At 67.6% G+C, this 12,892-nt stretch carries 7 protein-coding genes and 1 tRNA gene; 2 read left to right on the top strand and 6 right to left on the bottom strand.

Features of this window, described 5'->3' with window-relative positions:
* The first annotated feature begins 38 nt into the window (after nt 1-38).
* On the top strand, nt 39-1,070 hold the full coding sequence (locus TabM4_RS02090) for a LacI family DNA-binding transcriptional regulator (protein ID WP_434617722.1): 1,032 nt from the start codon (nt 39-41) through the stop codon (nt 1,068-1,070).
* 33 nt (nt 1,071-1,103) lie between these two features.
* Here the strand turns inward: TabM4_RS02090 and TabM4_RS02085 are convergent, their stop codons facing one another.
* From TabM4_RS02085 to TabM4_RS02075, 3 genes are read right to left on the bottom strand one after another with little or no spacing between them, the layout of a single operon-like run.
* On the bottom strand, nt 1,104-2,273 hold the full coding sequence (locus TabM4_RS02085; protein ID WP_434617719.1) for an efflux RND transporter periplasmic adaptor subunit: 1,170 nt from the start codon (nt 2,271-2,273) through the stop codon (nt 1,104-1,106).
* Nucleotides 2,270-4,630, bottom strand: a complete 2,361-nt coding sequence (locus TabM4_RS02080) for an ABC transporter permease (RefSeq protein WP_434617716.1) — start codon at nt 4,628-4,630, stop codon at nt 2,270-2,272. The genes TabM4_RS02085 and TabM4_RS02080 overlap by 4 nt, the downstream gene beginning before the upstream one ends.
* Nucleotides 4,624-5,337: an ABC transporter ATP-binding protein gene (locus TabM4_RS02075; protein WP_434617712.1), complete on the bottom strand. Its 714-nt coding sequence runs from the start codon at nt 5,335-5,337 to the stop codon at nt 4,624-4,626. Before TabM4_RS02075 ends, TabM4_RS02080 begins: the two co-directional genes overlap by 7 nt.
* Before the next feature lie 456 nt (nt 5,338-5,793).
* On the opposite strand from TabM4_RS02075, the gene TabM4_RS02070 reads away from it, so the two are divergent.
* Nucleotides 5,794-7,842: an ATP-binding protein gene (locus TabM4_RS02070; RefSeq protein ID WP_434617709.1), complete on the top strand. Its 2,049-nt coding sequence runs from the start codon at nt 5,794-5,796 to the stop codon at nt 7,840-7,842.
* 502 nt (nt 7,843-8,344) lie between these two features.
* Here the strand turns inward: TabM4_RS02070 and TabM4_RS02065 are convergent.
* From TabM4_RS02065 to selD, 3 genes are all read right to left on the bottom strand, one after another.
* Nucleotides 8,345-8,421, bottom strand: a tRNA-Met gene (locus TabM4_RS02065).
* Between the two features lie 63 nt (nt 8,422-8,484).
* Nucleotides 8,485-10,488, bottom strand: a complete 2,004-nt coding sequence (locus tag TabM4_RS02060) for a hydantoinase/oxoprolinase N-terminal domain-containing protein (RefSeq protein WP_434617706.1) — start codon at nt 10,486-10,488, stop codon at nt 8,485-8,487.
* 216 nt (nt 10,489-10,704) lie between these two features.
* Nucleotides 10,705-12,888, bottom strand: coding sequence for a selenide, water dikinase SelD (selD, locus tag TabM4_RS02055; RefSeq protein ID WP_434617703.1), 2,184 nt, complete (start codon nt 12,886-12,888; stop codon nt 10,705-10,707).
* Between the last annotated feature and the right edge of the window lie 4 nt (nt 12,889-12,892).

Here is a 12,892-nt window from a genome sequence, read left to right as displayed (position 1 = left end):
AATGGCAGGTAAAGGAAAGAACCCGGTCGGAGCGCAAGATGAACAACCGCGTCACCCTGCATGACATCGCCCGCGAGGCGGGCGTGTCCGCCGCAACGGTCGACCGCGTCCTGAACAACCGCGACGGCGTGCGCCGCCGCACGCGCGACGTGGTGATGTCCGTCGCCCATCGCCTTGGCTACGTGACCGAATCGGACCTGCCGCCGGACGTGCGCAGCGTCATCCAGCGTGCCACCCTCGTCTTCCTGCTGCCGGCGGGTACCAACAGCTTCATCAAGCTCCTCGCACAGCAACTGGAACAGCAGGCGTCCGAACGCCCCGACATCGATCTCCGGATCGAAGAACTCGAAGGTTTCAACCCCACCACCGTCGCCGCGCGCCTGTCCGAACTGCAGGGGCTGGCCGATGGAATCGGCCTGATCGCGCAGGACCATCCCGTCGTGCGCGAGGCCCTCCGCAGCCTCGACCGCGCCGGTGTGCCGGTGGTCACGCTGGCTTCCGACGTGCAAAGCGTGCCACGCCTTGCCTATGTCGGCATCGACAACCGTCAGGCCGGGCGGCTTGCGGGTCAGTTGATGGGCCGCCTCCTTGCCGCGCAGAAACCCCTGAACATCGCCATGTTCGCAGGGTCCCTCTCCTATCGCGGGCACGAGGAACGCGAGATGGGCTTCCGCAGCATCCTGCGCGACGAATTCCGCAACATCCACATCGTCGAAATGCGCGAGGTCCTCGACGACCGCGAACGCGCCTATCAGGAGGCGAAGTCGCTCCTGAAACTGCACCCCGATCTGGCGGGCATCTACAACGTGGGCGGCGGCACGCAGGGCATCGCCCGCGCCCTCACCGAGGCAGGTCGCGCGCAGGAGGTCATCCTGATCGGCCACGATGCGACCGAAGGAAACAAACGCCTCCTGCTCGAGGGCACAATGGATGCGGTGATCGACCAAAACGCCCGAGTCGAAGCGCGCGAGGCGCTGAACCTCCTCGCCGCCGCCACGCAAGGAAAATCCTACAACTTCATCCCGCCACGGCTGCAGGTCATCTTCCGCGAGAACATCCCCTACGATTGACGGGGCACACACCGTGACCCCCGGCCCCTGCGGTCACTCGGCGACCCGCACCCCGTCCTGCACCTCATCCGCCGGATGCAGGATGACACGCGCCACCTCGTCCAGACCCTCCACCACCTCGGCCAGTTCCGCGTTCCGTCGGCCAAGGACGACCGGGCGCAGCATTGCGCGGCCATCCACCACCACATAGACGGCCCAGTCCCCGCCATTCCGGAACAAGGCTGCCACAGGCACCCGCAGCACATCCTCCGCCCGCTCCTGCGTTATCTGCGCCGTGACCCGGAACCCGTGACCAAGGGTGGGCGGCGGCACCTCTGACAACGACAGCCGCACCTCCACACGCTGCTCCTCGATCCCCAGCGCGGAAATCCTTGTGCTGGCGCTTGGTTCGATACGCTCCACATGCGCCGAAAGGTCAGGCCCACCCCAGCCCGCCACAACCGCCTCGGCCCCCACAACGATATCCACGGCATCCTGCGACAGGACATGCACCACGATCTCCATCTCGCCAAGATTGCCGATCTCAAGGATGGGGGTGGCGGCCTGCACCACCTGCTCATCCTCGGTCAGCACCCGCAGCACGCTGCCCGCGACAGGGGCCGTCACCGCGATGCAGCAGGTGCCATCGGTTGCACCGTCGCCATTCAGCATCGCCTCCGCGCTCTGCCTTTCCCGCTCGCGCACGGCAAGGTTGGCGCGGGCGCTGTCGGCGCTGGCCTCCGCCGTCCGCTCGGCCAGCACCGCATCATCCAGCAGACGCTGCGACAGCGCCGCGCGGGCGAACAGCGCACGGGCGCGATCCGCCTCGGTCCTTGCGAAATCCCGCGCGGCCTCCGCCTGCACCAACTGGCTTCGCGCCAATTCCACCGCGGCATCAGCCGCCGCCGCCGTGGCCTCTGCGATGGCCCGCGCCCGCGCATCCAGAAGCGCGGGCGAAACCGGCCCGATCCGCGCCACCGCCTGCCCCGCCTCCACGACATCCCCGGGATGCAGCGTGACGCGCTGCAACAGCCCCGCGATGGGCGCCGACACCACGACCACCTCGCGGATGCGCGCCTCGCCCTCCACCTCCACCCCCACGGTCACCTCGCCCCGCGTCACCGCACCGGTCTCCACAGCCACCGGATCGGCCCGGAAGACCCACAGAAGCAGCGCCAGAACGGCGGCGATGGCGGCAAAGGCGGAGAGGCGGCGCATGGTCATTCCCTTGTCTTCAGGACTGCAATCAGATCAAGCCGGTCGATCCGCCCCTTGATGGCAAGGGCGGAAAGCAGCGCGGCGGCAATGACGATGAGGCTGGCCGTGGCATAGACCTCCCGTCCCATCACAAAGGGCACGCGATACAGGTCCGACGAGAACGCAGCCACCATCGCAAGCCCGATGCCATGGCCGATCAGCCAGCCCAAAGGCTGCGCCAGCAGGACCACCACGGCAAGCTCCATCAGGATCACCCCCGCCACCTCCGCGCGGGTAAAGCCCAGCACCCGCAGACTCGCCAGTTCCCGCCCCTGTTCCGAAAGAGCGATGCGCGAGAAATTGTAGACCACCCCCAGCGCGATGATGGCGGCAAGGCTGACATAGACCGTGATCATCAGAGTGATGTTCTCGGCCAAGGTGGCACGAAAGCGCGACACGGTCAGATCGGTGACATTCAGAAACCCCGTCCCCGGCGCGGCGGCTGCGGCGGCAAAGAACGCCCTCCCCTGCCCCTCGTCCAACATCAGGTTCACCCCTGAAATCAGCGGCCCCTCCCCCGTCGCACGCCCAAGCGCACCAATCTCCATCGCCGCGCCAAGGCCCACATAGCCGATCGAGATCCCGCTCACCGGCACTTCCACCCGCGCGCGGCGGCCCTCCAGGAACTCCACCTCTACCCGGTCCCCTGTCCGCAGCGCCAACGCCTCGGCCAGCGCCTCGCTCACGACAAGTCCCGCCTCGGGCAGGGGCAAAGGCCGCAGGTCCGGGGCCAGCATCCGCGACAGCCGCGCATCGCCCGACCGCCCTTCGATGCCAAGACGCTTGGACCTGCTGCCCTTGGTCAGCCGCGCCGGCACCATCCGGAAAGGTTCCGCCGCCATTACCCCCGGCATGTGCCGGACATCCTCAAGCGCCCGCATCGCCTTTGGCGCGACGAAGACCATCTTCACATCTTGCCGCTCCGCAAGGTTGAAGGTCACCCGGATCATGTGGTCGATTGACCCGAAGGACCAAAGCGACGCCACGAGTATCGCCACCGCCATCGCCATGCCCAGAACGCTCGACAGCGTGCGGAACGGCCAGTGCAGCAGATGCCGCGCCACCATCCGCGCGGTCTGCCGCAGCGGGACGCGGAGCAGCAGGCCCCCGCCTCCCTGCCGGTAATCCGCAGGCGCCGGCGGGGCCATCGCCACAGCAGGTGGCAAGGCCAGCACCCCGCGCAGCGATTGCAGCGCCCCCGCCACCGCAGCGATCAACGTGACCAGCGCCGCCACCCCATAGACCCGAAGATCCGTCCCGAACACAAGGAACGGGAACGAGAAGAACCGCGCATAAATCTCCGCCAGCCCCGCCCCAAGCCATGCTCCGGCGGCAAATCCCAGCAGGATGCCGAACACCGCGATCAGAAGCACGAATTCCAGATAGTGCCGTGCGATCTGCACCGGCCCGTATCCGATGGCCTTCAAAAGCCCGATCTGCTCCCGCTCCAGCGTGATCAGCCGCGACAGCGTCATATGCACCAGCATCGCCGCCACCAGCAGGAAAATGGGCGGCAGCACCCGCACCATTGCCCCCAGTTGCTTTAACTCCGCATCCAGAAAGGCATGCGATGTCTGCTCCGCCCGCCCCGTGGCCCCGCCCCCGCCATAGCGGGCGGTCAATCGGTCCAGCGCCGCGATGACACGCGTATCCGGCACGCCGGGGGCCAGCCGCAGCACGAGGTTGGAAAACGCTCCTTCAAGGTCATAGGCCTGCTCAAGCGTCGCGCGCGGCAGCCAGACCACGCCGAACCGGCGCGGATCGGGCATCATCTCGCCGGGACCCAGCGCATAGATGAACTCGGGCGACAGGGCGACACCCGTCACCGCCAGCACCCGCCGCTTGCCGTTCATCACCACCGCCAGCCGCGATCCCTGCCGCAGCCCGTGCGCGGCGGCGAAATCCTGCGACACCACCGCCTCATCCGCCACCCCCGCCTGCGGCAGCCGCCCTTCGCGCAGATGCAGCCGGTTCAGTCCGCCCTCACCCGGCACGGTCACCAGCAGGACAGAGGCCGGCTCGACCATCCCCTGCATCTCTGGCCGTCCCAGCTTCACGATGCGCGGCTCCGCCTGTACCACGCCCTCGATGGCACTGACCTCCTCCATCAGGGCAATTGGCGCCCGTACCACATCGCTCGTCAGGTCGGCGAAACGGTAATCGGCGTAATACCTGTCCCGCGTCTCGGTCAGCGCGCGATGCGCCCCGCTCCCAAGGATCAGCGTCGCCACCCCCGCCGCCAGCACCAGCGCGATGGCCAGCGCCTGCCCCCACAGCCGCCTCAGGTCGCGCAGCGCCTTGCGCCGCAGGGGCGGGATCACCATGACACCTGATCCGGCCGCTTGCGGGCGGCATTCGTCACCTCTTCCACGATGCGCCCATCGGCAAAGCGCAGCGTGCGGTCGGCGATCTGCTGGATGGCCGCATTATGCGTGATGATCAGGGTCGTCGCCCCCGTCGACCTGTTCGCCTGCTCCAGCGCCTCCAGAACCAGAACCCCCGTCGCACTGTCCAAGGCGCCCGTCGGCTCGTCGCAGAACAGCAGTTCCGGCCGTTTCGCGATGGCGCGGGCAATCGCGACCCGCTGCTGTTCGCCCCCCGAAAGCTGCGCCGGAAAATGCCCCCGTCGCGACGAAAGCCCCACGATTTCCAGCGCCTCCTCCGGGCGCATCGGGCGGGCGGCGATCTCAGTCACCAGCGCCACGTTTTCCAGCGCGGTCAGGCTGGGCACAAGGTTGTAGAACTGGAAGACGAACCCGACATGATCCCGCCGATAGCGCGTCAGCGCAGCGTCACCCAGCGTCGTGAGATCCTGCCCGTCGAACAGCACATGCCCCGACGTGGCCCTGTCTATCCCGCCAAGGATGTTCAGAAAGGTGGATTTCCCCGATCCCGACGGTCCCAGCACCACGACGAACTCGCCCCGCCGCGCGGTGAAATCCACCTCCCGCAGCGCATGCACCTCCGCCGGACCATTCCGGTAAGTCTTGGTCAGACCCCGCGCCTCGATGATCACCCCGTCCAAGCCCACGGCCTTCCCCAGTTTCCACCCGTGGCCTGACGATAAGGCAACTGCAGGATACGACTTTGACGCAGGTCAATGCCCCTGAGCCCACGGGTCCCGGACGACATCCCGTGACCGACATGAACAACAGACCCTATGACGATGACCCTAGCCCGATTTTGGTTGATCCTGATGGCGAGAAATGATGACCAGAAGGGGCTGGTCCGATCCTCGACATTGGGCCGCCCGCAGGCAGAGCCTTCAAGTTTCGCTCAGCGTGACGGGCCAAGCACATCAACGATGGCACCGAAGAAGCGCGGTTCATCATATTCACAAATATGAACCAGAATTTGACATCACCAGATGCCCACGGAGTAAAGTCGTCACAACTTTGCCGTTCTGGTAAGCAAGATTATCGGTTTGACCCGCTTTGGAACATCGGGTTTCCCATCGCCCGATCCACGATTCCCGATAGAGGCCAGATTGCTCCGCGCGTGGAAAGCTCAGTCCTTCTCGACCCAGCTTGTCGCGATGCTGTTCGGTCTTTGCCTGCTGGCCATGCTGGGCAGCATCGGGGTGGCCGTCCGTGCGATGATGGTCATCGACAACGAGGCGGCGGCGCGCGAGGGACGGCTGGTCCTGCGGGCGATCTATGCCGAACGCCGGGAACTGGCCGTCGAACAGCAAAGCTCGACCATCTGGGATGACTCGATCACGGCGGTGGTCGCGCGCGACAGGCGTTTCTTCGAAGAGAATCTGGGCGTCTGGATGCAGGACTATTTCGGCCATGACGAAAGCTATGTCCTGACGCCAGAGGGGCGGCCGATCTATGTGGCCAAGGGCGGGATGACCGTCGATCCTGCCGTCATGTCCGATGTGGAACCCCAGATATCTGCCCTTGTCGGGCGTCTTCGTTCGGTCGAGGCGAATTTCGCCACCAACGAGGATGCCGATACGGAAGGCCCAGAGACGCTTTATGTGTCCGAGATCGCACGGCTTCGCGGCCAGCCCGCGCTGATCAGCGTCGTCCCCGTCCTGTCGGACTCGGGGGACATCGTGCAGGAACCCGGCACGGAATATCTGCATGTTGCGGTGCAGTATCTAGACGAAACCTTCGCGCGGCGCATCGCGGCGCCCATGGAACTTGCCGATCCGGCCTTCTCCGACGCGCCGCCCCAAGGGCAGATGCATGGCGTGCCCCTTGCGGGTTCTGACGGGGTGACGGTGATCTGGTTCAACTGGCAGGGCTACGCGCCGGGGCGCGACATGATCGGGCATCTCACACCGATCCTGCTGGTCTGGTTCGCCCTGATTTGTGGGCTTCTCTACCTTGCCGCGCATCACCTCGTCCGGATGTCGTCGCAACTGGAAGAGGCACGGGCCAAGGCAGAGGAGATGAGCCGGGCCAAGTCGATCTTCCTTGCCAACATGAGCCACGAGATCCGCACGCCCCTGAACGGTGTTCTGGGCATGGCAGAGATCCTGCAGGCCCATGTGACCACGGCAGAGGCCCAGCGCATGGTGGGCACCATCCGCCAATCGGGCGAGACGCTGCTGACGGTGCTGAACTCGATCCTCGACATGTCGAAGATCGAGGCCGGCAAGATGGACATCGAGACGGTGCCTCTCGTGCTGTCCGAGATCTTGGGTCAGGTGGAGGCGCTTCATCGCGTGAAGGCCGAGGAGAAGGGGCTGGATCTGCAGGTCTTCATCAGCGCCGGCGCAGACCAGCCCCGCATGGGTGACCCGCATCGGCTTGTCCAGATCCTGAACAACCTTCTGAGCAATGCGATCAAGTTCACCGAACATGGCCATGTGCGCGTGAAACTGTCCTGTCGTCCCGGAAAGCCCGTCACAATCGACATAAGCGACACCGGCGTTGGCATGACCGAGGCGGAACTCTCCCGGGTCTTCGAGAGTTTCGAACAGGCCGACGGGTCGATGGCGCGCCGCTTCGGCGGAACGGGTCTGGGTCTATCCATCGTGCGGCAGCTCATCCTGCTGATGGGCGGGATGATCACGATCCAAAGCCGCCCCGGCGAAGGCACGGAGGTCCGGGTCATCCTTCCCCTGCCCGAGGCACCCGAGGGAAAGGGGCCTGTGGTGGAGACCGAGGCCGTCGAGGATACGGCGATCCTCGCAGGCAAGCGGCTGCTGGTGGCGGATGACAACGAAACCAACCGCCTTGTCCTGTCAGAGATGCTGGCACAGACTGGCGTGAAGGTATCCACGGTGGGGAACGGGCAGGAGGCGGTGTCCAGTTGGACCAAGGCCGTCGAGCAGGGCCAGCCCTTCGACCTTCTCCTGCTGGATATCAGCATGCCGGTGCTGGATGGTCTGGGCGCCTTGGCGATGATCCGCAGCAAAGAGGCGGAACAGCGGCGCAAACCCGTCGCAGCCATCGCGGTGACGGCGAATGCGATGCCGAACCAGGTTGCCGACTACATCATGGGCGGGTTCGACACGCACCTCGCCAAACCGTTCAAACAGCGGGACCTGCTCCATACGCTGACGACCTTGCTGCGCACATAGCGGCAAGGTGCCAGAAAACGGACCCCGCTGCCCGGATTGCCGGCCGGAAAAGGGGATGCGGGCATGTGCAGATCCTGGCCACTGCGGTCCCATGCCAGCCGCTGGAGGTGAGCCAGCATCTGTGGCCTGTCGATTTCAGCAGGACGGCAAGGGCCAAGAAAGCCCCAACGCAACGTCGGAATGCGGCGATGCCACTGCTGGCAACGGGGAAGGTGGTCGCCATGTTCCCGGCAGCCGGGTTCGCCACGGCGAACGCTACCGTGCGGGCGCTGGCGTTCGATGCGGAATGACACGTCTTCACGGCGCGGCCGACAATGTCACCGGGGTGACGGTACCGCCCGCCTCTTCAATGGACAGAATTCGCGCGCCTTCCAGATCACGAATTGGCTTGGCTACCCTGCCACGACCGGCATCGGATGCATTCAGGGCCCATAAAACTGCACATGCCCTGCAAAAGGTGGCTTCCGCCCTTAGCCCCACGCGCACAAGTGTTTGATTTAATTGGTGGCGAGGGGGGGACTCGAACCCCCGACCCCATGATTATGAGTCATGTGCTCTAACCAGCTGAGCTACCTAGCCACTGGCGTGGTCCCTACAGACTCGCAAAGGTGGCGTCAAGCCACCATCCGACATGTCCCGCCGTCACCCATGCGCCACGCGCGGGCGGCCAGAGGCCGTCACGCTCACCGTCGCCTCGATGAACATCGACCGCCCCTCGACCTCCGCCTCGCGCACATCCCGCGTCACGCGCACCTGCACCTCTTCCGCGCCTGCGGCCTTCGCACGCTCGACCGCCTCCGCCACCAGCGCGGCCTCCATCGCCGCCAGCGCCGCCTCCCTGTCGCCAAAGGCCTTCAGCCCCTCCGCCAGATGCGCCACAAACCGCCCTTCCGCCGGGCTGCTGACCAGCCCCGTCACACGCTGGCTCACTTGCCCCACCACCGCGCCGATGGCATTCGCCACCCCCGCATGCTCCGGCAGCACCATCCGGCACCCCAGCCGCTCCCCAACCGCGCCGTAATAGGACGGGGCCGAGGCGCCCAACCCGATCACCGGCACGCCCAACCGCGCGGAAATCTCCACGATGCCGCGATGCCGCGCCAGCCCTGCCGCCATCAGCGGATGCCGCGCCAGCACCTCCGGCACCTCGCCCGAAAAACCCGCATCCTCGCCAAAGGCCGCTTCCAAAAGGCAATCCACCGTCTGCGCCGTCAACTGATCGACAATCCCCTGCGCCAGCGTTGCAGCGTCCGGCGCGAAGCGTTCCCCCCGCCCGTTCCGCCGCCGCGCCAACAGGCGCACCGCCTTCTCCGCCGCCGCCCCGTCCCATGCCGACAGCCGCCCCAGCACATGGCTCGCATCCGATGGCGTCACGCCCGAGATCATCACCAGCCCCCGCGCCACCAGCCGCTCCAGCGCCGCCACCTCCAGCCGTGACGTCAGAACCTGCCCCACTGGCATCGGCTGCACCAACCGCCCCAACACCGCAATATCGCGCGGGCCAAGGCCCCCGGCATTCCCGCCCATCGGAATGGCGAAGCGCCCGTCGAATTCCCCGACCGCCTCAGCCGAAAGCCAGCGATCCAGCGCCGCATGCACCATCGCCCCATGCTCCACCGCAAGCAGCGATACGGGCACCAGCCGCCGCGGCCCCAGCCGCAACCCGCCATCCAAGCCCTCGGTGATCAGATGCACCTCGCTGTCACCGCCCAGCCCCGTGGTCCGCATCGCCACGGCCTCCACCATGGTGCGGAAGCCGCCCACCCGCGCGCCCTGCGGGTCGATCTCGGGCAACCCGTCTCGCAACAGCGCCACATCCGTCGTCGTCCCGCCGATGTCAGAGACCAGCGCATCCTTCTCCCCGGTAAGCCACCGCGCCCCCACGATGCTGGCCGCAGGCCCCGACAGGATCGTCTCGATCGGCCGCTCCCGCACCATCGCCGCCGAAATCAGCGCCCCGTCCCCCCGCACCACCATCAGCGGCGCGGCAATCCCAACCGCTTCCAGATGCCGCTCGCAGGCCGCCACCAGCCGGTCGATCATCCCGATCAGCCGCGCGTTCAGCACTGCGGTCAAAGCCCGCTTCGGACCGTTCAGATTGGCCGACAGCTCATGCGAACAGGTCACGGGCCGCCCCGTCACGCGCCGGATCACGTCGCGCGCCGCCACCTCATGCGCCGGGTTCCGCGTCGCGAAACTGGATGCCACCGCGAACCCCATCACCTGATCCGCCAGCGCCGCCACCTCCGCCTCAAGCGCCGCAAGGTCCAGCTTCGCGGCCTCGATCCCCGCATGGTTATGCCCGCCCCCCAGCCGGATCACCGGATCGCCCTTCAAGGCCTCCACCAGCCCGCCCCGCTCCAGATCGGCATCGGAGAATCCGATGAAGACGAGGGCAACGCGCCCCCCCTGCCCCTCGACCAGCGCATTGGTGGCCAGCGTGGTGGACAATGACACCAGCGCCACCTCGCTTGGCGCAACCCCCGCCTGCGCCAGCGCCGCATCCACAGCCCGTCCCACGCCCAGCGCCAGATCGCCCCGCGTGGTCAGCGACTTGGCCGACCCGATCACCTTCGTCGCGGCCTCGTCCACGATCACCGCGTCGGTGTAGGTGCCGCCGGTGTCCACGCCCAGAAAATACGCCATCGTCCTGCCTGCCGGTTTCTTCCGTCCGGCACCTAATGCGAAGCGCGGCCAAGATCACCCCCGAAGGCGACCCATTCCTGTCGCCAAAGCGGTTTCTGACACAGAAACCGCCCCGGAATTTGACACAAATTCCGGCCCCCACCCGTCACGCCCCATCAACCCACCGATTTCTGCGTGCAGAAATCGTCGCGAAATCTGTGCCAGATTTCGCCCCCCTCACACCACCCGCAGGAAGGCCGGTCCCTCTTCCACCACACCCACCACAGCCGCAGCCTCCCCCGCCGTCGCCAGCGCCGCGATCACGGCCTCCGCTTGTTCCCCCGGCACCGCCGCCAACAGCGGCCCCGCCGTCTGCGGATCGAACAACAGCGCCCCCCGCGCCCCGATCCCACCCGTCATCCGCCCCGCCACCGCCGCCCGGTTCGCCGGCGCGAGCGAGCTTTCCACCCCTTGCCCCGCCAGCGCCTCCGCCCCCGGCAGCACGGGCACCGCCTCCAGCCGCAGCCGCGCCGAACAGCCCGATGCCTCCAGCATCTCCAGCAGATGCCCCGCCAGACCGAACCCCGTCACATCCGTCATCGCATGGGCCACCGGGGCCAGCACCGCCGCCGCCCGGTCCTGCATCCGCCCCATCTGCGAAAACGCCCCAGCCACCGCCTCGCCCAATATCCCCCCCGGCAACCGCGCCAAGGCCATCTCGCCCGCCATGATCACGCCCGTTCCCAGCGCCTTGGTCAGGATCAGCACATCCCCCGGACGCGCCCCCCCTTTCTTGACCGGCATCACGGCCAGCCCCGTCACGGTGAAACCGATGGTCAACTCCGCCCCGACGGTCGTATGGCCACCCACCACATCCGCCCCCACCGCGCGGAACACCTCGCCCGCCGCCGCCATCACCTCGGCCAGCATGTCCGCCTGCATCGCCGCCGACAGGCGCGGCAGCGTCACCTGCGCCAGCGCCACCTGCGGCGCGGCCCCCATCGCCCAGACATCGCCCAACGCGTGAATCGCCGCGATCCGCGCCATCAGCCCCGCATCCGCCGTAAAGGCGCGCAGATGATCGGTGGTGATCACCTGCACCCCCCCGCCATGGCGCAACACCGCCGCATCATCGCCCGCGCCCGCCAGCACATCTCCGCGCATCGGTCGCGGCAAGGCGCGCAGCGCATCGCCCAAGGCCCCCGCCCCCACCTTCGCCCCGCAGCCGCCGCACATGGGCTTGTCCCCCATCGCCTCGGCCAAGCCCCGCACAGCAGGCTCCGGCAAGGACCGCGCCATCGCCGGATAGGCGTCGAACTTCGCCATGAACGCCCGGTCGATCCGGTCCTTCAACCGCCACAGCCACGCCCCCCCCGACCGCAGCCCGAACTTGTCCGCCACCGCCTCCCGCCCGCCCAGCGAGACGAGCTTCAGGTAATCCCGCTGCGGCCGATAGGCCTGCAAGGGCCGCCCCAACGCCGCCGCCCGCAGATTGTGCAACAGGACCGGCGCCTCGCGCACCGCAAAGACCCCGGCCTTCGGGCGTGGCGCATGGGTCAGATGCGCGCAATCCCCGGCCGCAAAGATCGCGGGGTCAGAGCTTTGCAGATGCGCATCCACCGCGATGAACCCGTCCTGCAACACAAGCCCCGTCCCCTGCAGCCAGCCCTGCGCCCGCGCGCCCGCCACGGCCAGCGTGAAATCCGATGCCACCCGCGCCCCGTCCGACAGCAGCACATGGTCAGGCCCCACCGCCGCCGCCGTCACCCCCGTCCGCAGCGCGATCCCCTCCGCAGCCAGCCGCCGCAACAGCACATCGCGCGCCCGCGCGCCGATATTGGGCAGCACCGCCCCGCCCCGTTCCAGCAGCGTGATCCGCGGCACGCGCCCCGCCGCCCGCAGCCGATGGCTTGACGCCAGCGCCAACTCCACCCCGCCGACCCCCGCCCCGATCAGCACCAGCGCAGGCTCCGGCGGGGCCTCTGCCACGAACCGCTCCCAGCGCCGCGCGTAATCGCCCAGCGGCTTGGCGGCAACGGCATGGGCGGCAAAGCCCGGCACCTCGGGCAGGTCCGACCCGATGCCCACATCGACCGAGGCGATGTCATAGCGCAGCGCCCGCCCACCCCCCAGAAGGATGCGCCGCGCCTCCCGGTCGATCCCCACCGCCCGGTCAAGGATCACCCGCGCCCCCGCGAACCGCGCCAGCCGGACCAGATCGATCATGATCTCCTCCGCCCGGTAATGCCCCGCGATCAGCCCCGGCAACATCCCCGTATAGGGCGCGGCGGGGTTCGGGTTCACCACCGTCAGCCGCACCCCCGGCAAGGGGTCCATCGCCCACATCCGCAGCACGAGGGCATGCGCATGCCCCCCGCCCACAAGGACGATGTCCTGCACCAGCGGCACGTCATCCCGCATCCCT

The sequence above is a fragment of the Tabrizicola sp. M-4 genome, assembly GCF_051132405.1.
Lineage (GTDB): Bacteria > Pseudomonadota > Alphaproteobacteria > Rhodobacterales > Rhodobacteraceae > Paragemmobacter.
Note: the sequence above shows the minus strand (reverse complement) of the source record. Positions and strands in the feature narration are given on the sequence as shown.

Coding starts and splice junctions, on each gene's coding strand:
- TabM4_RS02090 (WP_434617722.1), top strand. CDS start 39: ATGAACAACCGCGTCACCCTGCATGACATCGCCCGCGAGGCGGGCGTG.
- TabM4_RS02085 (WP_434617719.1), bottom strand. CDS start 2,273: ATGACCATGCGCCGCCTCTCCGCCTTTGCCGCCATCGCCGCCGTTCTG.
- TabM4_RS02080 (WP_434617716.1), bottom strand. CDS start 4,630: ATGGTGATCCCGCCCCTGCGGCGCAAGGCGCTGCGCGACCTGAGGCGG.
- TabM4_RS02060 (WP_434617706.1), bottom strand. CDS start 10,488: ATGGCGTATTTTCTGGGCGTGGACACCGGCGGCACCTACACCGACGCG.
- selD (WP_434617703.1), bottom strand. CDS start 12,888: ATGCGGGATGACGTGCCGCTGGTGCAGGACATCGTCCTTGTGGGCGGG.